The organism is Paenarthrobacter sp. PAE-2 (assembly GCF_026013155.1).
Lineage (GTDB): Bacteria > Actinomycetota > Actinomycetes > Actinomycetales > Micrococcaceae > Arthrobacter > Arthrobacter ureafaciens.
This window is the reverse complement of sequence record NZ_JAPDNV010000018.1, coordinates 53,899-77,972: the sequence shown is the minus strand read 5'-3', so window position 1 is coordinate 77,972 and position 24,074 is coordinate 53,899. Positions and strand designations below refer to the sequence as shown.

The following is a 24,074-nucleotide window of genomic DNA, read 5'->3' as shown; positions in this document are numbered from 1 at the left end:
CCCGGCAGACCGGACAACCGACCGGTCCCTTACACAGAAAACTTGACACCCCCCGATAGCAATCAGTCCGGACACTTGGTTCGCCGTCAATAAGGCGATGCCAGCGGAAACCAGTGTTATAACAGCGACAGCAATTTTTGCCCCTTTGGCGGTTTCAACCCGCTCGTGGTTGCGGACTTCGATCACATCGTTGACCACCTGCGTTCCTATTGCCTGCAGGTTCGCCCCGACGTTGCCCATTGTTGCCGCTACGACGCACACCCCGGCCACTGCGACCATTCCAACGCCGCCGACTCCGGCAAGGATGAACCACACCGTGTCCGGGGCATCAGAGACTCCAGGGACACTGGAAGCCAGCAGGCAGAGTGTGGTGAGTGCGCCGGAGAAAATGAACATGACGGGTGCAGCTTGCACTGCTGACTTTTGGACGCTTCGGGGCGTCTTGACACTGAACATCCGGACGAAAAGATCGGGCCAACACCAGGCACCCATCATTCCGGTGAACACTAGTGAGAAAAGATAAAGGGGACCAGCCGGGCTGTCCGGGCCGGGCAACTGAAGCAATGCCGGCGCAACCTCGAAAAAGCCGTGGCCGTTGGTGAAAAGCCACACCAGCAACCCGAGGATCAGCAGGAAGCCAACGCCATAGGCAAATAGACCTTGAACCATGTCGCTGATAATCAGGCCGCGCGTACCAAGCCGGACGGTCCAGATCTGCCGTGCGGCGATAAAGAGAACACCAATGACAACAGCCAAATAGGGGGACACCAGGCCAAAGGAAAGGGTCGAGAAAACCAAGCCCAGTGACTGCATACCCAGTACCACCCAGGGGACGGAGGCTAGGACACCGATGATGGCGGCAATGGCGCGGACAGATCGTGAGTTGTACCGCAAGCCCAGGAGGTCGGCCTGGGTGCGGAGGTCATGGACGCGTCCCCATTTGTTGACCGGCGTGCCGAGGAAAAACATCAGGACGACGCTGAGCAGCGAGTAGGACAGGGAATAGTAGCCGATGACACCGACCCCGGCAGTCAGGCCTGCGAAGGAGATGAACACGGTTCCTGCGATCCATGTGTTCAGGAACGCCATAGTGCCGAACCAGGAGTTGAAGGAGCGGCCCCCGGTGGCGTATTCGCTCATTGATGCATCCCCGCGACGGCTGCGGCTCATCACAACCACCACTAGAACCGTGAAAAGCAAAACGGCTCCGTAACCGATCGCCATGTTCATCTGATCGTCTCCTCGTCCTTGTTGCTGGTCATCCATAGGGCAAACAGCGACAGCGTTACCAAGGCATTCGCGCCCAGGAAATACCAAACAGACATTGCGTTCCGGCCATCACTGAAGAACCAGTGAACGGGTGGGGCCAGCAGGACCAAGAGGTCGATCGCGAAGATCGCCCTCCGGATATGGCTCCGCCGGTCTGAGGACAGCATTACTTGGGACATTGGGCATCCGTTTCTTCCGGGCTTCATCGCCCCGGGAATAGGAGGAGTTGCGGGAACGTTCCCGCAAACTTAGTGTGAGAGGTCACAAGGATCATTGTCAATAGCTTTTGTTCGGCCGAACGGGGTGAACGGGCCTAGCCGTAGGATGAGGACATGGCGAGAAGCAGGGCAACAATCTTGGATATCGCGCGTGAGGTCGGCCTTTCCAAGACGACCGTGTCCAGTGCGTTAGGCGGCTCCGGCCGTATTTCAGCAGAGAAACGTGAACTCATACAGAGAACCGCGGATCGCCTCGGTTACGTCACTAACAGAGCAGCCCGAAGTCTTCGGGTGAGTCGCATCGGCGCTATTGGCCTCTATATTCCGCCCGTAGCCCGTAGTTTGGCTTTCTATATGGACTTCGCCTTCGGTGTTACTGCCGGTGCAACGGCTGCTGACTATGACGTCATGCTGTTTGCACGAGACCTCACGCCCCGGAGATCCTTCCACGTGGACGGCGCTATTGTCATTGACCCAGCGCCCGGGGAGCCTCTGGTGGCAGCAATGCTTGCGGACGGCATTCAGACGGTAAGCGTTGGAAGGTATATGGGGCCGGGCGAGGATCGAGTGAAAGGTACTCTAGAAGCCCACCACGAAGAATTACAGACTGAGATTCTCGACCACCTATTGGCCCGCGGACGCGCGCATCCTGCACTGCTCGCCGTCGATGATGAAGCTCCCTCATCCTGGGCCGTGCAGACTCGGAACACCTACATCGCCTGGTGCCTTAGGAATGGTATAGAGCCAAAGGTGTACGAGGTGGGGGCGCATGCTTCCCCCCGTGATTTAGTTGCGGCCATTAGAGCAGCCGTGGACGTCTGGGGCGCTGATGCCCTTGTCTGTGGTGCCCAAGGACACGCCGCTCAATGCCAGATCGTATTAGAAAGCCAGGGCTTCCTGCTCGGTGGAGATATCGACGTCGCGTCATTCGCGGGGGCGGCATTCCTCGAGACGGGGAACCCGCTTGTCAGCTCTATCGACCTAGCACCCCGCGATTATGGAATGGCAGCCGCGGAGCTGCTTGACGCCGTCATCCGTGGCACAGGGTCTCAGCCGATTCACCGCTGGTTCGAGGGGGCGACGGTGCAGTTGGCAGCCTAACCAATGCGTCGTCCCGGGTAAACCTCGAACCTACTCGTAAGGGTCAAGAGCAAATCGCTGTGCCGGCAGGCTCGGGCATCATCCCCTCAAGACCCAGGCTCTGAGAACACATCGTACGGGTGATGAAACAATCCGTACTCGGGCTATGTCTCATGGCGAAAGCAGGGTTTGTTGCCCTCCGGATGCCTTGCTGCAAGAGTGTTGGCGGAGTTTAGAAGAAACGAATTTCCGCTGGAGTTGGCACTACTGCCAGCACAATTGGATGCAGGCCGTATACTCGCTCAAAAGGAAGGCGCTGAAATGATCGAGATGCCAACCACAACACTCTCTGCTCCAGAGACGGCCTACCAGTGGTTAAAGAGCTATATCGCCGGACTGCCCCGGGATGAAGAGACGTTCCTCAATGAGGCGGTCCTGGCTAAATCAACGGGAACTTCGCGTACCCCTGTGCGCGAGGCGCTGCTCCGGCTTGAAGCCGAGGGGTTTATCAAGCGGGTTCCGCACAAAGGGGCGTACGTTCCGCCTATCTCGGATCCGGACGTCCGCGCCATTTTGCAGGCGCGTTCGGTCGTGGAGAAGTGGGCCGTCCTGGGGTTGGACGACATGGTTGAAGCGCAAATTGATGCTTTGCAGGGCCTTATCGATCAGCAAAGAGAGGCCCAGGACGATCCTGCCCGCTTTATCGAACTTGATACAGAGTTCCACACGCTGATGGTTAAAACGGGAGGCAACCCGGTGCTTGCAGATTTTTACGCCTCTCTTCGGCAGCGCCAGCTACGGATTGGAGTGCTGGCTGTGACAAAGGGTAGCGGCCGGGCCGAACAGGTGCTGGGTGAACATCAGGCGATTGTGGATGCCCTCCGCTCACGCAACGTCGAGTCGGCGCACGACGCCATCGATTCGCATCTGAATTCGACTCGCGTGGCCATTATCGGTTACTAGCCCTCAACGCTGGTTGAGGGGACGTAACCAAGTGCGTGCCGTTATTGCGACTCCAACCTTCGAGCCACTGCCTATGGTTCTTCCACGCCGCACCACTGTGCAATGAACAGAGCCATAGCACGCGTTACCTCACGCAAGGAGTCGACGGAGACGCATTCGTCTGCACCGTGCATGCGTTGGCAGACGGGGCCAAAGACTAGGGAAGGCGTGTTGTCGAACAGTCCGTAAACGCGCGAGTCGATATATGCGGTCATTGTGGTGGAACCAAGCGCCCTGCCGTTTGCCGCGGTGAAGGCGCTTGCCAGGGTTTCCTCTGCGTCTGTCCCAGGTTCCAGGATGTAACCGTCGGCGTAGAAGCCGGTCTTGGTCACCTCGGGTACGCATCCGATGAGGGCTGGGTTCTCTTGGGAGGACCTGTCAATTGTTTCCTGGATTTGGTCCCAAGCGTCGTCGGCGGCGTGCCCTGGCGGGAATGCTATGCGCATGCTGAATTCGCACCAGTCAGGAACTGACGAGGTCCAATCGCCCCCGGTGATCGTCCCCACGTTGAAGTTAAATGGGTGGTGAAGATCTTCAAAGTACTTTGCAGATTTCGAATCGCTGTTCCAAGCTGCTTCGATTTGTCGCAGGTCGCTAATTAGGGCGTAGGCTGCGTCGACGGCGTTGAATCCGGCTGACATTTCGGCTGCATGGGCGGCCTGGCCGGCGAGCCGTACTTTAAACCAGATGACGCCAACGTGTGCCCGTACCAGGTCGCCGCCGACAGGTTCGGGGATGAGAACAGCGTCTGCATGATAGCCGTGCTGCAGGGCTGAGACTGTACCGTTTCCGGTGCTTTCTTCTTCCGGCACGGACTGGAGGTGGATTCGTCCGCGGGGACGAAGACCGGCAGCCTGTATCGCCGCCAGTGCGTACGGGGCCGCGGCCAGGCCTGCCTTCATATCCCCGGCTCCGCGGCCGTAGAGCCAGCCGTCAATGACGGGCGCTTGGAAGGGGCCGCGGCTCCAGAGCTCGGGCAGGCCGGTGGGTACTACATCGATGTGGCCGTTAAGGATGAGGCTGCGGCCGGATTCCTGCACCGGCGTATAGGTGCCGACAACTACTTCCGTGCCCGAGTAGTCGACATCGATGGCTCCTGCCCCTGGGTGCTCTACAAGCTCAGCAGGATCGAGGGTCCAGCGCTCTATGGACAAACCCAAGGCGCGATAGCGCTTCTCCATGAGGTCTTGAGCTGCGCATTCTTGGCCTCGAAGGGAAGGAATTTCGATGAGCTTCGATGTGAAAGCCACTTGTTCGTCGAAGGCGGCGTCGACTGCAGCCAGGATGGACTGGCGTTGCTGACGGGTTGTCATGTGCGTCCTTATGGTTGTTTGTCCAGCGGCTAGGAGATGACTGCAGTTGGCATGCCGGTTGGTGCGTTTTGCTTTCCATGTCGGTCCAATGCCCATACGCCGGCTCCTGTAGCCAGGACAAGGACGCCATAGAATGCGGCGACGCCCCAGGGGCCGGCGGTGACCAGCAGGGATTGGGCGATAAGCGGTGTTGAGCCGCCGATGATGGTTGCGCACAGTTGGTAGGCGACCGAGACGCCGGTGTAGCGGACAGTGACAGGGAAGGCAGCGGCCAGCGTGGAGGCCAACAGCGCGTAATAGGCCGACCCGCCAAGGATGTTCAAAATCATCATGGGGGCAAGGAACACGATGCTGCCGGACAGCAGTGCCAGGAACAGCGGCACGATCATCACCATGGTGAATGCGAGGGCGAAGAGCATGAGCTTCAGGGTTCCAATGCGTTCGGCCAGCCGGGCGGCGAGTGGTTGCCATATGAACTGCAGGACAGCCGTGGCGAGAAGGATGTTCAGGATGGTCTGACGGTCCATTTTCAGCTCCCCCGTGGTCCAGGCGAGCAGGAAGGTGTTGCTGAAGTAGGCGGCAGAGATGCCGAGGATGGAGGCAACGACACCCAGCAGGACGGCCTTCGGGGCTATGCGGAAGACTTCGATGACGGGAACCTTGGCCACCTTGGCGGTGGCTTTCACGGTAGTGAAGGCGGCAGATTCTTCGACTTTGGATCGGATAATCAGGCCCACAATCACAAGAACTGCGGAGAAGAGAAAGGGTATCCGCCATCCCCATGAAAGGAACGCCTCGGTGGGAAGCAGGCCAACGAGGAGAAAAGCGAGGGTCGCAAGGACGGAGCCTGCGGGCGAGCCCTGCTGGACCCAGGTACCGGCCCGTCCCTTGTGCTCGTCGGAAGCGTTTTCGGTAGCTAACAGCACGGCTCCACCCCATTCTCCGCCCACTGCGATGCCCTGCAGGGCGCGAAGGGCAATAAGCAGGATCGGAGCTGCGGCTCCGATGGTCGCGTAGCCGGGAAGCAGGCCGATGAGAGCTGTGGCAGTTCCCATAAGCATGAGCGTGACGATCAGGGTTTTCTTACGGCCAAGCTTGTCGCCAAAATGGCCAAAAATGATGCCACCAAGCGGACGGGCAAGGAAACCCACCCAGAAGGTTGCAAACGAGGCCATAAGGGCAGCGCCTTCTGCGGCTTGTGGGTAGAAAACCTTACCGAAGACTAGGGCAGCAGCTGTTCCAAAAATAAAGAAGTCGTACCACTCGATGGCAGTGCCGACAAAGGCTCCGAGAGTGGCACGTCGTTGCGCCGTAGCGCGATCCGCGGGGATCGTGGCCATGATGTCTCCTTGGTGAGGGTCACAAACTGTTGAATTCTTCCTGACAACTATGGGCGCCCTCTACTATGCTCGTCTAATGCTTAGATTCAGCACCTTCCATACCTTTGAGGCATAATGGAACTTCGGGTTCTCGATTACTTTCTGGCGGTCGCCGAAACCGGCTCAGTGAGCGCGGCGGCGCAAAGCCGTTTTGTTTCCCAGCCTTCTGTCTCCCGTCAGCTTGCCGCCCTTGAGGTCGAGTTGAACGTGAAGCTTTTCAAAAGGACAGCCGGAGGAATGTTGTTGACTGCCGCCGGGGAGCGTTTCCGGTCCATTGCCCAGGACATTTCGTGGCGTGCGCGGTCTGGCTCTGAAGTCATGAAGAGTTTGGATTCCGGCAGGCCAGATCTGGTGGTCGCGTGCCCGCCGACAGTTATGCGCTTTATCGTTGCCCCGTTCCTGGCAGAGCGGGATGCTCCCATTCGGGACATCACAGAGGTTGGGCCGGAGCAGGTTTATCGTGAAGTTGAGCTGCGGCGTGCTGATCTGGGCATTGGAACGACCCGCCCACCACAGCAGTACGCAATGAAAAAGCTCTTTGTGGCACCCGTCAGCGTTCAGTTCGCTCCTGGATTCGACCGCTTTGGCCCCGGACGGATGGTCGATGTTGCCCAGCTGCAGGGGCACCCCTTGATCCTTGCGCGGGCCGGAAGCGCGATCCGCCACGTGATGGACGACGTTGTTGCCACAGGAGATATTTCTTTGAATATCGCAAGGGAAGTCTCCTCAAGCAACGTAGCGCAGGCTCTTGCCGCCGCGGGGCGGGGTTTCGCCATAGCGGTGGAACCGCCGACGTTCAAGCTCGAGATGCGTGTCCTGCACCATGGGGGAGTGCCCTTATCGATCATCGACTGGGCCGCTTGGGATCCTGACCATTATGCGGCCCCCGAAATTGAGAGGTCTACCGAGGACATGGCTTCATGGGCGCGCGAGCGAATCGTGTACCCAACGTCGTGCGGACTTCCCGAGGGTTTCCCGGGAAATCCCGCCGGATAACCCCCTTGGATCGAACGCAAAAGAGTGCCGGGCCGCCCCAAGGTCACGGCGCAAGAGGCCTCCCCTGCGCCTTAGTTCGGGCAGGGGAGGCCTCTTGGTTGCGAGAAAGAGTGTGTGTTCGGGTTAAAACGTCCAGGGCATGGCGTCGTGGTTGAAGTCGTGGAAGGATCCGAATTTTCCGGCGTTGAAGGCCAGTCCGTCGCCATCCCGGTCACGGCAGGATGTGACCTGCCCGAAGAACACCTGATGGTCGCCGATGTCGTACTGGTGAACCACTTTGCATTCCGCCTGGGACAGGGCACCTCTGACTACGGACAGGCCGCCTTCGGTGGTGTCGAAGTCGCCGGCGTCGAAGCGGGCTCCGCCGCGTTGGGCGAATTGCCGCGCCACGGCTTCCTGTTTGGCTCCGAGGATGGAGATCGCGAACTTTCCGCTGGCCAGGACGGCGTCACCGGTACGGGTGTTGAAGTTCAGCGAGATCATCAGGATGGGCGGTTCCAGGCTGATGGAAGTGAGGGAATTGATGGTCATCCCGTACTGTTCCCCGGCGTTCTCCGTGGTGACCACGGCGACGCCTGTGAGGAACCTGCCCATGGTGCGGCGCATTGCCAGCCCGTCGGGGACTGCGAAGGCTGCAGGAGCACCCATCAGCTGTTGCCGTTCTGGTAGTAGCGCACCTCGAACATTTTCGCGCCGTTCTCCGAGATCCAGGGACCGTGTTCCATTCCCGGGGGACGGGTTGCCCAGTCACCGGCTTTGAAGGTTTTCCCAAGGCGCTGATCGACGAAGGAGCCTTCGAAGATGAAGACTTCTTCCCAGAAGTCATGGGTCAGTACACCGTTGGGGGAGGTGTCTGTTCCGGGCTCGAATTTGAGGATCCGGGTAACACTGTCGTTTTCGGTGTTCCTGGCCAGGATGGCTTCGGAGAGACCCTCAATGGGTGGGTTGCAGGGGGTGAATTCCACGGATGAGGTGGGCGTGAATTCAACTTCAGGTTTTGGCATGGCTAGTTCTCCTCCTTGCGGCCGTCAACGCCGTAGCCTGCCAGGAACTCGTCGAGTTCGGCGACCTGCGCTTCGTAGCCATAGTTGCGGTAGGTGTAGACGCCCTTTACGACGAACGGGGCGCCGGCGTAGAAGAGCTCGTATTGCTGGTGTCGGCCGGCGAATTCCGAGCCGATGATGTCCCAGGCGAGGCGGAAGAGCTTGATGCGTTCCTCGCTGGGGACGCCGGGGGAGGCGATGTACCGTTCGATGTCCGGTGCGGTGACCGGGCTCTTCATATCCACAACGCCTGAGGGCAGCTGCAGGACGCCGCCGCCAACGAGGTCCCGTAGGATCGCGATGACGCGGGGGTAGGTTTCTGACTGCAGGCCCATGGCGCCGTAGAGGGAGCGCTTGCCGGGTACCAGCATGCCGGAGGAGTCTGCTTCGGCGCAGTATTCGGCCGCAATCAGGGCGGACTCCACGGATGAGACGACGGCTGCGAGTTCGCCGAGTTTCTCCTGCACACCGGGAATCTTGTCGGTGCCGTTTACCTGGGTGACCTTGCGTGCGACGGCGGCGATGAACTGCAGTTTTGTGGTGAATCGGGTCTGTGCCTGCCAGTTGCCCAGGGCGTGTGCGCCGGTTTCGAAGAACTGCCGGCGCAGGGTGTCGATGTTGCGGTTGATGAAGACCCGGTCCCAGGGCACCAGGACGTCTTCAAAGACCACGAGCGCGTCCGGCTCGTCGTAGTGGCTGGTCAACGGGTAGTCGAATTCGCTCGTCGCGGCCGGTGCGAACGGCCGGCGGCAGAGGAACTTCAAGCCTTCGGTGGCAGCGGGCAGCGCGAAGCTGATGGCGAAGTCAACGTCATCCGCGCCGAGGGGCTTGATGCAGGTGACGAAAACTTCATCGGCGATGGCGCCACCGGTGGCGAGCATTTGCGAGCCGCGAACGATCAGGCCCTCCTCCGTTTCCCGAACAACGCCGACCTGCAGGAAGTCGCCTTCCCAACCGGACGCTGTTGTGGCGCGGGAGACCTGCGGGGGGATGATGGCGTAGGAGACATACAGGTTCTCGGCGAGAATGCGCTTGTAGTAGCGGGTGATGTTTCCTGCGTAGTCGTGTTCGGGGTCTTCGAATACTTCCGGGTGCGCGCCGAAGGCGGCGAAGAAGGTGCCGACGTGATCGGGGCTGCGGCCGACCCATCCATGGGTATGCTTGGCCCAGCGCTCGACCGCCTGGCGGCGCAGCTTCAGCTCCTCCGGGGTGCGGGGAATGCTAAAGACGCGGTTCGCGGTGCCGTTGATTTCCTGGCTGTGGTACTGCATCCCGTTTGCCGGGTCCGCGGCGATGTCGAAGAGTTCGGCGATGGTGCCGATGACGTTGCGGAACGCGGGGTGTTCGGCGACGTTCTCAACGGCTTGCCCGTCGATCAGGACGGTGCGTCCGTCGTTGAGCGTCTTAATGTATTCGTCTCCGGTCCTCATGACTGGTGTCCTTTCGTGATGATGTAGGTGTGGTCGATGGTGGTGCCGTCCGGGAAGGTGAGTTCGATCTTCCACTCGCGGCCGTAGATGAAGTCGCCGCCGATGACGGGCAGGGTTCCGCCGAGGCAGACGAAGTCGCGGTCCCCGATGGGGTTGCGCTCAAGGAGCAGTTCGACGACGTTGGCCGGTGTCCGCAGGCCGTCAAGGGTGCCGTCCTGGTAGAGACGGCCGTCAACCCAGCTGCGTGCCCGGCAGTCATCCAGTGACAGGGCCTGGATGTCGGGGACGGGAATGACAGTGCCGGCTACCGGTTTGGGGCAGGCCCGTTTTGAATCGCCGATGTCCACTGTTTCGATGTGGCGGTCGGTGTGGTCCGAAGCGATGCCGAAGTAGTAGCGGCCATCGTGCCTGATGTAGAGAGGTTCGATTTCACCGGAGGTTTGTTCTCCGGTGACGCCGAGTTCGGGGGCTGAGGTAACGGAGCCGCTGTCCACCGGGTAGAACATCGGCACGGACGGCGGCGGTGCGACACCGATGGCGGCGAGCTCATCGATGTGGTGCTGGACTGCGGCGGCGTCGCGGCCTGTGTATCCGGCCACAACAGCATAATAATCGGTGAGTTCGATAGTTGTATCTGTGCCGGCAACGGCAAATGTCAGTGTTTCGGTACTGGTTTTCATAAGATCAGCTTTCGTGGTCATCGGGTCAGGCCCGAGTAGTCGGTGAGCCGGTCCGCTATCACCGGGAACTCGCGACGTGTAGTGTGCACCAACTCCGGGTCGATGGTGGTGCGGAGGACTTCCTCGCCCTCTCCTGCTTCGGCGAGGAGGCGGCCACCGGGGTCGACGATGCGGCTTGTACCCCCGAGCTCGACCCCGCCCTGCGTGCCGGAGGCGTTGCAGGCCAGAACGTAGACCTGATGTTCAACCGCGCGTGCGGAGGTGAGCAGCCGCCAGTGCTCCCGGCGAGCGGCAGGCCAGGCAGCCGGGACAACGACGATTTCCGCTCCACGCAGGCTCAGTTCGGACCACAGGCCAGGGAAACGGAGGTCGTAGCAGGTGGTGCCGGCCATCTTCCCGTACGGTGTCTCTGCCACCTGAAGGGAGTCTCCAGGGGTCAGCAGGTCGGCTTCAAGGGATTTGTAGCCAAAGACATGAAGTTTCGAGTACTGGTGAGCGATACCTCCGTGAGGGTCAATCAGGACGGAAGTGTTGCGCAGGACCCTTTCGGAGACGCGTTCGACGATGCTGCCGACGTGTACATATGCTCCGAGGTTCTTGGCGACGGCGGCGCACATGCTGACGGTCCGCCCGTCCACGGTTTCGGAGAGTTCCGGGTACTGGTCGAAATGGAAGTACCCGGCGCTCCACAGCTCGGGCAGGACGATGAGGTCTGCTGCTTCCTGCGCCCGCAGTAGCTGCTCGGCCCGTTCGATGCGTTGGTTTTGGCTCTCATCGTCCGGGCTGGACAACTGGACGAGTGCGATGTCCATTGGTACTCCTTCATAGGTTGGGGGCGGCTGCCCCTTTGGTCTTAGCCGCGGACTGCGTGGGCGGGTATGGCTTTGAGGACTGCGAGTGTTGATTCGAGATGGTTGAGGACAGCCGCGGCCGCTGTCGATGCGTCCCTTTGCATGATGGCTTCAACGATTGCCCGGTGTTCGTCCACGACGTGGTCGCTGCGTCCTTGACTGTCCTGGACAGCTTTGACGCCCATGCGTTGTTGTTTGATGCGCTGGGAATCGTAGACCTCTTCCAGTGCCCGGTTTCCTGCCGCATGCACAATGTGTTTGTGGAAGCTGATGTCGACGTCGATGAACGCTACGGGGTCGGCGAGGCTGTCTTGTTGGTCCTGAAGAAGCCGGTCAAGTTCGTTTCCCAGCCGACCGGACGCACTGATCTTCCTGACGGCCCAGTCTTCGATGACGCGGCGGACTTCCATCATGCTTTCTATGTCGTGGGCTGTGAGTGCCGGTACATAGGCTCCTTTGTGGGGGACGCGCCGGATCAGTCCTGCAGCTTCCAAACGCAGGAGTGCTTCACGGACCGGGGTTCGGGAGACACCGGAGGCCTTTGCGATCGCGTTTTCGGTGAGGAAGGCTTCCTCGTCCCACGGCAGGAGGGAAATTTCCCGGCGCAGCCACAGGTAGGCCGTTTCCGGTGCTGTGGGCGCGGTGTTCCTGATGGTGCTCATGGTCCTGAATTTGTCCTTCCGGGTGCGACGGGGGGTGGTGTCCGTGGCGGTCGGTGTGCGCTTCCCGCCACGGACAAGTGGTCACGTCAGGGCTGTTGGGCCGCTACGGGGTTGGGTTGCTGGTCCAGGTCGCTGAGCTTCATGTTCTTTGTTTCCTTCGCGAAGGAAACGGCGACAATGGAGATGACGCCCATGAGAACGAGGTAGAGGGCGATGGCCTGGCCGGATCCGAAAGCTTGGTAGAGGGCCAAGGCGATGATGGGGGAGAGGGAGCCTGCGATGAGGGATGCGACGTTGTATGCCACCGATGTTCCGCTGTAGCGCACCTTGGTCGGGAACAGTTCGGAGAAGAAGGCCCCGATCACGGAGCTGTAGGCGGCGAAGATCAGCAGCCCGCCGACGGCGGCGAGGATGATCATGCCCGGTTGCCGGGTGTCCAAGAGGGCGAAGAACGCGAATCCCCACACCACCGTGGCGACGGAAGCTCCGATCATCATCGGCTTGCGGCCAATTCGGTCGGCGAAGATCGCCAGCACGGGAATGGCCACCACAGCGACGCCCTGACCGATCATCACGGCTGTAAGGCCGGTCTGGCGGTCCATCTTCAGAATTTCGGTGACGTAGGTGATGAGGAACAGGGAGTAGATGTAGAAGCCGGCGTTTTCACCCATGCGGCTGCCTGCGGCGATCAGGATTTCCTTCCAATTGCCTCGAAACAGTTCTGCCAGGGGGAGCTTTGCCTGCTTGGCGTGCTCGGCGTCGGCCTTTGCCTGTGAGGCCAGGAACAAGGGTGTTTCCTGAACGTAAAGGCGCAGAACCAAGCCGATGATGACCAGCAGGGCTGAAAGCCCGAAGGCGATTCGCCAGCCCCAGGCGAGGAACTGATCCTGGGGCATGGCAACGGATAGCAGGGCGAGCACACCTGCAGCCATGAGGTTGCCCAGGGGCGGGCCGACGTTTGGCCATGAGGCCCAAAAAGCCCGCTTCGTGCTGTTGTCACTGTATTCGGAAACCAACAGTACGGCCCCGCCCCATTCGCCGCCCAGAGCAAACCCTTGGATCAGCCTGAGGAACAGGAGGATCAGCGGGGCGATGATCCCGATTGACGCGTAAGGGGGGATGAAGGCAATCAGCGCCGTAGCCACCCCCATCAGGAGCAGGCTGGCCACAAGAGTGGACTTACGGCCGTGTTTGTCACCGAGATGGCCAAGGACAATCGCACCCAGCGGCCTGGCGACGAACCCTGCGGCGAAGGTTCCCAGCGCCAACATGGTGCCAACCAACGGGTCTGCGCTGGGGAAGAACAGTTTGTTGAAGACAAGGGCCGCTGCCGTGCCATACAGGAAGAAGTCATACCACTCGACGGCGGTGCCGGCGAGGCTGGAGGCAGCAACTGCGGGAAGGGAGGTGTGCTTGCGCACGCCCCGCTCCTGGTGGGACACATTGCTCATAAGAATCCTCGTTGGGGTTAGGACGGTGCCTTCTGCGCACCATTGCGAAGAAGGAAGGCGCCGGGATGGCGCCGGCTCGGTGATCTGACTCACGTCAATTGCCTGACTTGACTGTAGATCACTCGTATACAACCTGTCCACTTAAAAAATACCCGACTTTTGGCGTGCCGCTAGAGAGGAATTGGAGAAGCCCGGGCCCCCGGCCCGACAACCCGGCAAGGCGCGAAGGCATGGAGCCCCCCAGCATCGAAGCAACGCTAGACATCTTGTATACACATTGCCTACACTTTGAATGTGATGCGGGGCACTCTGGCAGGGCCCCCCCAAACGCAACCTCTAGGCAGAGCTCGGAAAGGAGATTCCCATGACCATGACCCAGCGCTCAGAAACCACGCTCGAAGTCGACGGTGACGATGCAGTGATTATTCAGGAGGAGCTTGATGCGGCAGTGGCATTGGCCTCGTCTGCATGCCTTAGCCGGGGAGGCGGTGTGATTGTCACCCAGCATGACTACTGGTCATTCACGGTGTCTGTATCTCCGGACGTTCCGACCGGAAACACGCTCAGGCGGCAGGCATGGCGCGCCGAATGCTAATGGACGCACTGCTCCTGCTGGCACCGTCCGAGGCATCAGGAAACCCGGAAAGCCACGTTGTGGATCCCTGGATGATGTACAGAGGCGAGGAGGAGTACTCTTCCCAAGCTGAAATGGGCGGGTGGTTGCCAGCCCAAGCGTCGGTCAGAACTTGACTCAACAAGCTGAAACTTGGATCCGTTTCACACGCCCGGCCGCGGTTTAAGCCGACGCCAGAATTCGAAAGCCAATTCAACTGATGGAGACAATGATCATGGACTGCTCGGACACAGGACACGGCAGTGCTGACACAAACCTCAGCGCAGGCACGGACTGTGAGGAAGCCTGCCATTTTTGCGAAGGACCCGAAACAGATTAGGCGGCATCCGGGAGTGTACTGGTTCAACATCCGGGAGTGTACTGGTTCAAACAGTCCTGTAATGGCCTGCGCTGCGCCTTCTTCCTCGAAGGACACCTCGGGGTGGGCGTGGATGGCACGGGCAAGTTCAAGCACACGGGGACGCCACCGGTTGAGGTCCTTTGGCAGGCTCCAAACCACGGGCACATCGTCATTGAGTTTGTACGTCATCGTTCCTGTATTAAGTTGCTATGCCCCGGCGCCACGTCGGCGGGAGTGCTGACCGGAGCTTAGTGAGGTGCTTCACGTCCCCGAGAAAGGTGAGAGCGGCGGAAATGTTCCTTTAGATGAGGAAAATGCCTATGCGGTGGCTTTCATGCAGGAAAGCGTGATGGATGCACTCGACCTTCGGTTAATCAACGCGCTGCAGATCCAGCCTCGGGCCTCGTGGTCAGCGCTGGGGGGATCATCGGCGTGGACCCAGTGACCTTGGCGCGGCGCTTGGAACGACTCGAGAGCGAAGGGCTGGCCTGGGTGACCGGATATGCGTCCAGTAAGCTCGCCTGGCCCGGAGCGATCGTTGAAATCGAAACGCAACCCGGGCAGCTCCAAGACGTTGCAGTCCTGTTGGCCCAAGACCCGGAAGCAGTGACAATAGATATCACTGCAGGCTCCAGAGACCTGATACTCACAGTCTTGGCGCCCACCAGTGAGGCCGTGTACGCCTATCTGCTGGATCGGCTGGAGACGCTCGACCTGATCGCGAAAGTCTATTGGCACCCAATTTCCAAGCTCCTTAAGGAAGCAAGCCAATGGCGTCTGCGGGCTCTCGGCAACGTAAAAGTAAACGCGTTGCGAGGGCTGAAGGGGGCCTTGGCAAAAGCCACGGTTCGAAGGATGTGGATGTCCTGGTACGTGAAGAGCTCTTCCGGGACGGCAGGGCAACCGCAGGCCGCATAGCTGAACGTCTGTCGCTTAGTCCCCGCCGAGTACGCGAATCGATAGCCGCACAGATCTCGGATGGATCGGTAACCTTACGCACCGACATTGTGCGATCCCATTCCGGATGACCGGTGTACGCGTGGTACTTCATGGCGATCCCCGCATCCCAAACCGACCGGGTAGCCGGAAGGCTGCAACGTTTGGACGAGATCCGTGCAGTCATATCTGTTGTAGGGCGGTACAACATTGCAATGGCCGTATGGATGCGCACCCTTGAAGACGTTTCCCGCCTTGAAGCTGCTATCGAAAAGCAACTGCCGGACGTGCGCATCGTGGCCCGTTCGGTAGTCCTTCGGACACCGAAGTTAGTCGGCAACGTCTTGGATCCGACAGGAAGGCGCCTTGGCTATGTCGGGCTGCCGGTCTGAAAACACGGACATCGTCGATCCCGCCCGACTGATCCGGCCCTAGACGCGAGCCAGCGTCCTCCATTGAACTGAAGCTTGACAAGCCCTCGAATCAGGCTCAGGGCAGGATCCCGTGTGCCCTGCGCGGTATACGTATTGTTCAGTCTGAGTATTTCCATCGTATTTTCTTTTCCTACGACCGTTGACAGCAAAAGTGAGCTGGGTCAATATAAGTGAATGTCTTTCACTAATGAAGCGGCAACGGTGCCGCCAACCCCTAGTCTTGAGCGGGGTTTGAAGAAGAACGCCATCGGCACTCGGGACATCGTGTTCATGCTCGTCTCGGCGGCCGCACCCCTGACCATCGTCGTAGGCATCGCCCCTCTTGCTCTCGCTGTCGGCGGGGTGGGTGCCCCGTCCATCTACCTGGTCGCGGCGGCCGGACTGGCCCTCTTCGCCATCGGATTCATGGCATTGACCCGCCATGTGCAGTCTTACAGCGGCTTTTACGGTTACATCGCCAAGTCCTTGGGCCGTGTGGTCGGGCTAGGCGCAGGCCTTACCGCATGGATGAGCTACAACGGCATACAGATCGGTCTTTACGGTCTCTTGGGGATCCAGGCGAACCTGGCTGTGAAGTCCCTCACCGGACTCGAGCTGCCGTGGTGGCTCTACGCAATTCTGGCCATCGGAGCCGTCTGGTATTTGGGCTGGCGTGGCATCGACGTCGGCGCCAAGGTCCTCGCAGTCCTGCTTACCCTTGAAACTGCGATTGTCGCGCTTGTAGCCGCGTTCGTTCTTGCACAGGGAGGCGCCCAAGGTATCAATTTCGACTCATTCAGCCCGGGCGCGATTTTCACCCCTCAGTTCGCGGCGGTCATCGCACTTGGTTTTTCTGCTTTCATGGGCTTCGAATCAGGCGCCCTGTACCGGGAAGAAGCAAGAGACCCGGACCGCAGCGTTCCCCGCGCGACATACATCTCGATCGCCTTCATCGGCGCCTTCTACGCTTTCGCCGTATGGATCATCGTTCAAGCCTTCGGTCCCGCCGCTATTCAGGAATTCGCCGCAGGTCACCTCGACGCGGGGGACACCGCGTACATTATGGCCGGCAACTACACAGGCGAATGGTGCGTGAACCTGATGAGCGTCCTGATTGTCACGAGCGTATTTGCCTCTCAGCTGTCGTTCCATAACACCATCAACCGTTACACCCTGTCCCTCAGCCGTGAGGGCATCTTCCTCAAGCACTCGGGCAGAATCAGCCCCCGCTACAAGACCCCGTCCGTGGCAGGTATGGAACAGACCATCCTCGCCCTGGTCCTGGTCGGTGCCGCCGCGGTGCTGGGGCTCGACCCGTTCACGCAATTTCTCATTTGGACCAACTCGCCAGGCGTCATAGGAATCTTGATCCTGCAGGCACTAACCGGGCTCGGCGTCATCGTCTACTTCGCGCGCCGCAAGACAGCAGGGCTTCGCTGGTACGTTATACCCTCAACAGTCATAGCTACCATCATCATGTGTGTGGTCGTCGTTCTCATGGCCCAGAACGTCTCCCTGATTACCGGCCTGCCTGACGGGGACCCCATCAATACAGTCCTCCTGGTCATTGCACCACTGGTCTTCATCCTCGGCGTGGCTCTGGCAATGGTTCTGAAACGGATCGGCCCCGCAGCCTACCTACGCATTGGCCACGCCGACTAAATAGTCTGAACCTATGCAGACCTCCGAAAAAACGAACCGTATGGGACGTCCCCTGACACCGCGGCTCTCACGAAAAGTCATAGGCCGCGAAGCAATGGCCCTCTTCGTGGAAGAGGGCGCATTGTCCATTCCCCGGCTCGCGGAACGTTTGGGGGTCCGCCAATCATCCTTCTACAAACACGTCAGCGGCCGTCAGGAAATCATTGAACTCGCCCGGGGGCACCTTGTAGACCTCGTGCCGGCGCCCACTCCCACTCCACATGACCTGAGCACGACCGTCCGAAACATGTTCGAAGCCCTGCGCAGTGCATACGCCCAGGTGCCGGCGCTGCTTCCGGAACTGCTGGCGCAGCCCGTGACCAACACCGCCGCCCTGAAACTTTACGATGGTCTGGCCAAAGCCCTCGGAGAGGCCAAATGCCCCCCGCATCTCATCCTGCCGACAATCGAAGCGATCGACAGCGCCGCAATCGGTGCCAGCATGGATGCCCTGTCAATGGAGCACGCCTGGAAAATCCAAGACAAAGACCGCCCAAACCTTCCGCACCTGTCGACGGCCCAGAGGGCGGCAGCGACCTTCCATGTCGACCGCTATGCCTTCCTCGCCGACGTATTGTCGGCCGGACTACAGGCCGCGACCGGGGCCACCGTCCAGGAACCGGAACAGCCCCAACAACAACGCACTGATAGGAACAGCACTTGAACACCGAAGCCTCCGTGGACACCATCGTCCTTTCCAAAACGATCCTCGCCGGGGAGACCCTCCAAGAGTTGGACGGCTTCCTGGCCATTCACAAGGGGGTCATCATCGCGTCGGGCACCGCTGAACAGGCCCAAAACTGGGTTCCACGGGCCGAGCATGTCATTGACGTAGGTAGCGCCACCGTCGCACCCGGACTCATCGACGCCCACATCCACCCCATCCTAGGGTTGAGCATGGCCCGCGGACTGGACCTCAGCGGAATAACCGAGCCCGATGCGGTACAGAAAGCGCTGGCTCAACACATCATCGACACACCCCACGTACCCGGCAGCGACTGGCTTTTTGCCTGGGGTCTGGACCCCGCCGTCTTCGGTGACTCGGAATCCAGCAACAGGCTCTTCGATGATGTATTCGAGAACGAACTTGTATACATCACCCTCTTCGACGGCCACGCCGCCCTCGTCTCTGACGCCGGTCTGAGGGAGGCCGGCGTCACAGGGAAGGAGGAACTTCCCAGTTCCGCCTACGTGGCACTGGACGCCGAGGGAAAGCCAAACGGGATGCTGTATGAAATGGCTGCAATGGAACTCGTCCAGCGCATCCTGCCCCAGCTGACCTTCGATGAGAGGGTGGACGCCCTGGATGCCCTGCTCCAATCGATGGCCGAGACAGGCCTGGTCGGTGGTCAGATGCTGGATTTCGGCCGAGAAGACTCATTGGATGTACTCGACGCGCTGGAGAAACGCGGTGACTTAGCAATACGCCTACGCGTTTCACCCTGGGTGATGCCCGGCGCCACTCAAGAAGAACTAGAAGCAAAGCTGGCCCTGCAAAGCAGACGCGGCAGGCGCTGGCACGTGCACGGCATCAAACTGATGATAGATGGCACCATCGACAACGGAACTGCCTGGCTGTTCGCTCCCGATACCCATGGTGAGTCGCTCCGCCCGCTGTGGCGGGACCCAGAAAATATGGTGGCAGCCCTGCGCTTTTTCCACGAGCATCACGTCCCCACCGCTACCCATGCCATCGGAGACCAAGCCGTTTCCTTCGTCGCCAAAGCCATCGGCGCACTTTCGGAGAACGGAATCAAGCATCGGATCGAGCACATCGAATCCATCCCTGATTCGGTTCTCGAAGAAGTGGTCGAGGCCGGAGCCACGACAAGCCTGCAACCCACCCACTGCACCCTGTACTGCAAGGCAGACCAGTCGGACAACTGGTCCCGCCGGCTCGGCCCGGAACGCGCAAATCTGGCCTGGCGCACCAGTGATCTGCGGAAGGCCGGTGCCGTGGTAGCACTCGGATCTGACTGGCCAATCGCCCCCTATGACCCCCGAGGGATTATTGCCGCCGCACAGACGCGCCGGCCGGCAGGACGGCCGGACATCACACCTGTCGGTCCCGCGCAGGCCCTTTCCGCCAAGGCAGCTTTGGAGGGATACACGAGCCAGTACTGGAAATCCGTTGGGGAAAGCGGGGGAGTGCTCAAAGTTGGCGCACGCGCCGATTTGAGCATCTTTGATTGCAACCCACTGACCACCGCACCTGATGACTTCGCCAACGCCCATGTCGTCATGACAATGCTCGACGGTGAAGTGGTGGTCGACCGGCAGAGCGTTACCGCACCAGCAACCCACTAAGCAGACAGCTGGCACAGGAAAAAGACCGTCCTGGCCAGCACACCCCGTCGTCGTCCCTCTTGCCGTTGCCACACAGCAAAACGTCAGGCGGAGGACGGTTGAACTCGAATTTTCCCCAACCTGTCCCAACTATTGTCAGCAACCAAGCCAGAGGCAGCCCGACACCTGCCCCAACAAACCTCAAAGGACGCCATGACCGGAACCGTTCCTCAACGCCAATCCATCACATCTGGGAATTGGCAGAAACCGGAAAACCTCCGGTGGTCCTTCCAGCATATGGACTCACTCTTCCCTGGTGCGGTCATCGCTGCATCACCACAAGCGGCTGAGTCCAGAGTCCGGCGCCCCCAAAGCTTTCATGACGTCGGAGTTCCGCTCCCGGATGGTACGGAGATGAAAGTCACTGAACTCCTGGCCAGGACGAACACTGATGCATGGCTGGTAATGAAGGGTCGCGAGATCCTTGCTGAGGAATACTTCGGGCAGATGGAGCCCGGCACCAGACACCTCTTAATGTCCGTAAGCAAGTCCTTGGTATCAAGCGTTGTCGGGGCCCTGACGGGCCAAGGCGTTATCAACGTAAATAGAGCGGTTGAGCACTACATCCCCGTTCTCAGTTCCAGCGGATACAAGGGCGCTACTGTGCGCAACGTACTGGACATGCGCAGTGGGGTCCGGTTTTCAGAGAGTTATCTTGACCCAACGTCCGAGGTGCGCCAACTGGATGAGGCGGTCGGATGGTCCGCAACGAAGAACGGCGCGGCATGTGGTCTAAAGGCATTTCTGTGCGAAGTGCAGCAGGAGCGCGGCCATGGTGGACACTTCGATTACCGCAGCTGTGAGACAGATGTCCTCGGATGGGTATGCGAGGCCGCTACCGGCAGGAAATTCTCAGACCTCGCTTCCGAGTTGCTCTGGTTTCCCCTCGCAGCAGACTTCGATGCCTGGCTTTCCGTCGACTCCGCCGGAACGGGTATATTCGATGGCGGAATCAGTGCCTGCTTGACTGACCTAGCCCTCTTCGGCGCGATGATTCGCGACGGAGGCGTGTCCTTAAGAGGCAACCGCATCCTGTCCTCCGACTGGGTTGAGGATATCTTCTCCGGAGGCCGCGACTCCGATCAAGCCTTTGCCGCTGGAAGCTATGCAGAAAGGATGCCAGGCGGAAAGTACCGAAGCCAGTTCTGGTTCCTTTCGAAGGACCGCGATGCCGTGTTCTGCCTGGGCATCCACGGACAAATGGTGTACATCAACCGGAGAACTGGTGTTGTCGGCGTCAAACTCTCCTCGACACCGCTGCCGGTCGACCCCTTTGCAGGCCCGGCCACTGCGGCAATGTTCAACGTCATCAACGACTTACTGTCCTGATGACTGCACGGAGCCCGTCACGCCTTTCGGAACCGAACCCGCTTGCGCCTTCCCTACTTCTCGCTACAACCGCCTGACCTACGCAAACAGCTAAAGGCGCCGAGAGCCCAGTTCTCACATCTCCTTCTACTCGTCCCACTCAACTGGCATGCACGGTTATTCATGGGCCGGGAGTACGCCGGCGGACACTCGTATGTAGATCGTGAAGCCACTTTGAAGCCCATGGTTGGATGGCTGCATGTCAACTCTTCCGAGTTCCAAGGACTCGCTTCTGATCCGCACGAATTTCAGCGATGCGGAAGCCTGGTCAGATGCACTTTCCGTTGTTTTGACGGAGAACGACGACGGCTTTCGCGCCTACGTCGAAATAGTCGACGACAGCGCTTGGAACAACGCTGAATAGGAACGCCTCCGTGCTGTGGCCCTGGGCAATGCCGAGCACGCCAGTGTCCTTTTCATAGTGGACGGAATTGCTCTGGGACCCGATTATCCCGTGTTGGTGGTGGATCTGAACGATCTGTCGCACCAGCAGTTCCGTTGTATCGCGCGCAGACTATGGAGTGTCGACAACAACTTGAACATAGCGAACATGGATTGGGAAGAATTTGCGGACGACACAGGCGCCGACGGCGCTTTCAGAGGATTCGACTAACAGTTCCCCACTCGTGGAAACCTGCATCTAATGCAGGAAACCCCGGCCTTAAGCGATTCGAAGGCAGCCCTGCCAACGGCGCAAGGCACGTACATCCATAAGGAAAACTTGAGCTCACCTGCGGAAACGTCGGATTCGTTGACGCACGGGAGTTTACGCAGGTGCTTCTACTCCCGTTGGTTGACTGGCAGCGGGACGTGTCGAAGTGGGACGAGTAGCAGTCGCCGATAAGCACCCATATGTCGTCCCTGCGGTTGTAAGCGAATCGCCGCTACAGGTCCAGGAATTCTGTCAGTGCCATCGAGAATACTTAGAACATGGATCTTTTCCGCGATTCCCACCCCGATCTGTCGCCATTTCGCGTGGAGCGCGACGGAACCTGCTGGTGGTGCGGCGCCGTAGCTGACAGCAGAGAACACAAGTACAAGCGAACGGACCTGGCACGTTTGCAGGGCGACGGTCCGAACCTTGTATGGGGTGGTGATGAAGGGAGACTCCACAACATCCAGAGCATAAGGAAATCGCCGGCCGTGAGGTTTGAGATGGACCTTTGCCGACGGTGCAACGATACCCGCAGTCAGCCTTTCGATCGGGCCTATGACACTTACTCCGCCTACATATGGGAGAACGCAGACAGTCTGTGGGGCGCACCAGGTCTGGACATGAAGGCCATATTTGGTATCGATTGGGAACGAAAGCAACTCGACCTCGGACGGTACTTTGCCAAACACTTTGCATCACGCATGGTTCTCGACGGCCTTCCCGTCCCGGCGGGCTTGCTCGAGTTTCTGAACGGCGCCGTCACCGCCAAGAACGTAAGGTTCTGCTTTACCATAGATGAAGGGTTGTGGCTCCTGCGCAAATATGGTGCCTCGCAAGGGTCACCAATTCACGGGCTTTGGCTCCGCCCAACCTTTGCTTGGGTTAGCTCAGATGGCAGGGAGTTGCGCGCGTATGAGACTCAGTCGTACCTCGGGTACGTAGGAGTCTCCTTACTCTGGTCTGCAGAGCAGGAGCACATGGATTCATTCTTCCCCCACGTTCGCCCGGTTCTGAACGTCGTGAAAGCCACGGAAGAGATGATGAAAATCATCGGCGAATTGGAGAGGAAATAGAGTCCCTCAGACTTCACAGGACTCAGGTTAACGTCGCATCAAAGGATCCTTTGGTGAGACCCAAAAGTCTCGGGTAAGTCGGAAGAAGAGTCCGGGTTTTCTAGAGCTCGACGTCGTCTAGGCAAACTGTCTCACATAGGTTTTCTCAACTGTGCTGTGTTCAGCGTTTGATGGGACAAGAAGTAGCGATGGTACGCCTTGGTGATGTGTGGGTGAGTTTGACCGAAGAGAACACCGTTCTGCGGCTTGGCGTTTTTGGAAACTTGATCGCCTTGGGAGGAAGGCCAGTCGTCTCTTGGAACCCTTGGATGCTTCATAGCGCGCGACATCAAAGACCACTGACCTTGGGATGGATCCCAGCAGAGAAGTCGGGGAGTCGTGGCCGTGATCATCTCCGCTTTCGCTCAATTCGAGCGCTATCAATTTGTCTGAACTGGCAGGAACGGCTGGGGTGCGCCGATGCAGGTGCAAAGTCCCAGGACGACCGTACGCCCGGCGTTCGCTCCGAGTGGCATGCAAGGACTGGACTGCGAGGGTCTGATCTATCGACCCGTTATTCGGGGTTGGTTAGGGGTTGTGGGTGGGTTCGCCGGTGATCTGGTGGTCGGCGTGGTTGATGGTTTCCTGGATCAGGCGGACCATGTGTCCGTCCTGGAGGGAGTAGATGACGTGCCGGCCGTCCTTGCGGGTATCGACCAGGCCGCTGAGGCGGAGTTTGGCCAGGTGCTGACTGACAACGGTGCGTGGCATGGTGGCCGTGTCGACGAGTTCGGTCACGGTCTTTGGGCCTTGGGCAAGTTGCCAGAGCAGGTGCAGGCGGGTCGGTTCGGCCAGCATTCGCAGCGTTCCCGCGGCGGTTTCGAACAGCTCCTGGTCGGGGTTGACCGGAGGGAACAGTGAGGGTGTTTCAGGTGCGGGGCGGAACGGGCGCTCCTCCGCTTGACTGCTCACCACGGTCCTCCTTGCTTACGGGGTTCCCTAGCAAAGGCAACGTCATAGCGGGGCAAGGAGATGAAGGCTCCTGCAGTGGCTATGTCAACCTTTGTTGGCCCCGGTGGGACGGGTATTTCTGGCCCCACTTTTCACGGGCGGAATGGGCGTTTGTGCATGTCGATAGCGTGCAGGACCACTGGTCGGGCCCCGTTTCAGGAGCGTGGCTGTTCGTCGGGGTGAGCTGTCGGGCTGTTGGGTGTGGAGCACAGGCTGGGGCCTGTGCCTGGTCGTTTTCGCGGGT

At 59.6% G+C, this 24,074-nt stretch carries 24 protein-coding genes and 1 pseudogene; 13 read left to right on the top strand and 12 right to left on the bottom strand.

What is annotated here, in order from left to right; all coding sequences use genetic code 11:
• A partial coding sequence (locus OCL88_RS12820) for a sodium:solute symporter family transporter (RefSeq protein ID WP_264962747.1) occupies nt 1-1,230 on the bottom strand: 1,230 nt, incomplete at its 3' end.
• Nucleotides 1,227-1,448 carry a hypothetical protein gene (locus OCL88_RS12815; RefSeq protein ID WP_264962746.1) on the bottom strand — a complete coding sequence of 74 codons (222 nt, stop codon included), beginning with the start codon at nt 1,446-1,448 and terminating at the stop codon, nt 1,227-1,229. The genes OCL88_RS12815 and OCL88_RS12820, both read right to left, overlap by 4 nt.
• Before the next feature lie 153 nt (nt 1,449-1,601).
• On the opposite strand from OCL88_RS12815, the gene OCL88_RS12810 reads away from it, so the two are divergent.
• On the top strand, nt 1,602-2,588 hold the full coding sequence (locus tag OCL88_RS12810; protein WP_264962745.1) for a LacI family DNA-binding transcriptional regulator: 987 nt from the start codon (nt 1,602-1,604) through the stop codon (nt 2,586-2,588).
• Nucleotides 2,589-2,888: 300 nt separating this feature from the next.
• Nucleotides 2,889-3,530: a GntR family transcriptional regulator gene (locus tag OCL88_RS12805; RefSeq protein WP_264962744.1), complete on the top strand. Its 642-nt coding sequence runs from the start codon at nt 2,889-2,891 to the stop codon at nt 3,528-3,530.
• A gap of 71 nt (nt 3,531-3,601) precedes the next feature.
• Here OCL88_RS12805 and OCL88_RS12800 read toward each other — a convergent pair whose 3' ends face one another.
• Nucleotides 3,602-4,882 (bottom strand): ArgE/DapE family deacylase, encoded by a 1,281-nt coding sequence (locus OCL88_RS12800; protein ID WP_264962743.1) that lies wholly within the window; start codon nt 4,880-4,882, stop codon nt 3,602-3,604.
• A gap of 29 nt (nt 4,883-4,911) precedes the next feature.
• Nucleotides 4,912-6,222, bottom strand: a complete 1,311-nt coding sequence (locus tag OCL88_RS12795; protein ID WP_264962742.1) for an MFS transporter — start codon at nt 6,220-6,222, stop codon at nt 4,912-4,914.
• Between the two features lie 114 nt (nt 6,223-6,336).
• On the opposite strand from OCL88_RS12795, the gene OCL88_RS12790 reads away from it, so the two are divergent.
• Nucleotides 6,337-7,257 carry a LysR family transcriptional regulator gene (locus OCL88_RS12790; protein ID WP_319951656.1) on the top strand — a complete coding sequence of 307 codons (921 nt, stop codon included), beginning with the start codon at nt 6,337-6,339 and terminating at the stop codon, nt 7,255-7,257.
• Between the two features lie 123 nt (nt 7,258-7,380).
• Here OCL88_RS12790 and OCL88_RS12785 read toward each other — a convergent pair whose 3' ends face one another.
• The 7 genes from OCL88_RS12785 to OCL88_RS12755 all read right to left on the bottom strand — a co-directional run bounded on the left by OCL88_RS12785 (nt 7,381) and on the right by OCL88_RS12755 (nt 13,374).
• Nucleotides 7,381-7,905, bottom strand: coding sequence for a flavin reductase family protein (locus tag OCL88_RS12785; protein ID WP_264962741.1), 525 nt, complete (start codon nt 7,903-7,905; stop codon nt 7,381-7,383).
• Complete coding sequence (locus OCL88_RS12780) at nt 7,905-8,261, bottom strand: cupin domain-containing protein (RefSeq protein ID WP_138607387.1); 357 nt, start codon at nt 8,259-8,261, stop codon at nt 7,905-7,907. The genes OCL88_RS12785 and OCL88_RS12780 overlap by 1 nt, the downstream gene beginning before the upstream one ends.
• 2 nt (nt 8,262-8,263) lie before the next feature.
• Complete coding sequence (locus tag OCL88_RS12775; RefSeq protein ID WP_264962740.1) at nt 8,264-9,730, bottom strand: 4-hydroxyphenylacetate 3-hydroxylase family protein; 1,467 nt, start codon at nt 9,728-9,730, stop codon at nt 8,264-8,266.
• Nucleotides 9,727-10,410: a DUF2848 domain-containing protein gene (locus tag OCL88_RS12770; protein WP_264962739.1), complete on the bottom strand. Its 684-nt coding sequence runs from the start codon at nt 10,408-10,410 to the stop codon at nt 9,727-9,729. The genes OCL88_RS12775 and OCL88_RS12770 overlap by 4 nt, the downstream gene beginning before the upstream one ends.
• Nucleotides 10,411-10,427: 17 nt before the next feature.
• On the bottom strand, nt 10,428-11,222 hold the full coding sequence (locus OCL88_RS12765) for a carbon-nitrogen family hydrolase (protein WP_264962738.1): 795 nt from the start codon (nt 11,220-11,222) through the stop codon (nt 10,428-10,430).
• A gap of 41 nt (nt 11,223-11,263) precedes the next feature.
• Nucleotides 11,264-11,923: a GntR family transcriptional regulator gene (locus tag OCL88_RS12760; RefSeq protein ID WP_264962737.1), complete on the bottom strand. Its 660-nt coding sequence runs from the start codon at nt 11,921-11,923 to the stop codon at nt 11,264-11,266.
• Nucleotides 11,924-12,009: 86 nt separating this feature from the next.
• Nucleotides 12,010-13,374, bottom strand: coding sequence for an MFS transporter (locus tag OCL88_RS12755; RefSeq protein WP_264962736.1), 1,365 nt, complete (start codon nt 13,372-13,374; stop codon nt 12,010-12,012).
• Between the two features lie 364 nt (nt 13,375-13,738).
• Between OCL88_RS12755 and OCL88_RS12750 the strand changes: the two genes are divergently transcribed.
• The 10 genes and pseudogenes from OCL88_RS12750 (at nt 13,739) to OCL88_RS12705 (ending at nt 22,840) form a co-directional block, all read left to right on the top strand.
• Nucleotides 13,739-13,969 carry a hypothetical protein gene (locus OCL88_RS12750; RefSeq protein ID WP_264962735.1) on the top strand — a complete coding sequence of 77 codons (231 nt, stop codon included), beginning with the start codon at nt 13,739-13,741 and terminating at the stop codon, nt 13,967-13,969.
• Nucleotides 13,970-14,682: 713 nt separating this feature from the next.
• A complete protein-coding gene (locus tag OCL88_RS21290; RefSeq protein ID WP_369021768.1) occupies nt 14,683-14,793 on the top strand; it encodes an AsnC family protein in 111 nt (36 codons plus the stop codon).
• Nucleotides 14,754-15,266, top strand: a complete 513-nt coding sequence (locus tag OCL88_RS12745; protein ID WP_264962734.1) for an Lrp/AsnC family transcriptional regulator — start codon at nt 14,754-14,756, stop codon at nt 15,264-15,266. The genes OCL88_RS21290 and OCL88_RS12745 overlap by 40 nt, the downstream gene beginning before the upstream one ends.
• Nucleotides 15,267-15,397: 131 nt before the next feature.
• Nucleotides 15,398-15,676 carry an Lrp/AsnC ligand binding domain-containing protein gene (locus OCL88_RS12740; RefSeq protein ID WP_264962733.1) on the top strand — a complete coding sequence of 93 codons (279 nt, stop codon included), beginning with the start codon at nt 15,398-15,400 and terminating at the stop codon, nt 15,674-15,676.
• A 216-nt stretch (nt 15,677-15,892) separates the two neighbouring features.
• On the top strand, nt 15,893-17,359 hold the full coding sequence (locus OCL88_RS12735) for an APC family permease (protein ID WP_264962732.1): 1,467 nt from the start codon (nt 15,893-15,895) through the stop codon (nt 17,357-17,359).
• 13 nt (nt 17,360-17,372) lie between these two features.
• Nucleotides 17,373-18,062, top strand: coding sequence for a TetR/AcrR family transcriptional regulator (locus OCL88_RS12730; RefSeq protein ID WP_264962731.1), 690 nt, complete (start codon nt 17,373-17,375; stop codon nt 18,060-18,062).
• The gene (locus OCL88_RS12725; protein WP_264962730.1) at nt 18,059-19,705 is read left to right on the top strand and encodes an amidohydrolase; all 1,647 of its coding nucleotides are present in this window, start codon (nt 18,059-18,061) and stop codon (nt 19,703-19,705) included. Before OCL88_RS12730 ends, OCL88_RS12725 begins: the two co-directional genes overlap by 4 nt.
• 393 nt (nt 19,706-20,098) lie before the next feature.
• Nucleotides 20,099-21,073: a serine hydrolase domain-containing protein gene (locus OCL88_RS12720; RefSeq protein ID WP_264962729.1), complete on the top strand. Its 975-nt coding sequence runs from the start codon at nt 20,099-20,101 to the stop codon at nt 21,071-21,073.
• A gap of 238 nt (nt 21,074-21,311) precedes the next feature.
• Nucleotides 21,312-21,725: pseudogene (locus tag OCL88_RS21285) on the top strand (DUF6924 domain-containing protein).
• A 317-nt stretch (nt 21,726-22,042) separates the two neighbouring features.
• A complete protein-coding gene (locus tag OCL88_RS12705) occupies nt 22,043-22,840 on the top strand; it encodes a hypothetical protein (protein WP_264962726.1) in 798 nt (265 codons plus the stop codon).
• A gap of 567 nt (nt 22,841-23,407) precedes the next feature.
• Here the strand turns inward: OCL88_RS12705 and OCL88_RS12700 are convergent.
• The gene (locus tag OCL88_RS12700) at nt 23,408-23,791 is read right to left on the bottom strand and encodes an ArsR/SmtB family transcription factor (protein ID WP_168529402.1); all 384 of its coding nucleotides are present in this window, start codon (nt 23,789-23,791) and stop codon (nt 23,408-23,410) included.
• Between the last annotated feature and the right edge of the window lie 283 nt (nt 23,792-24,074).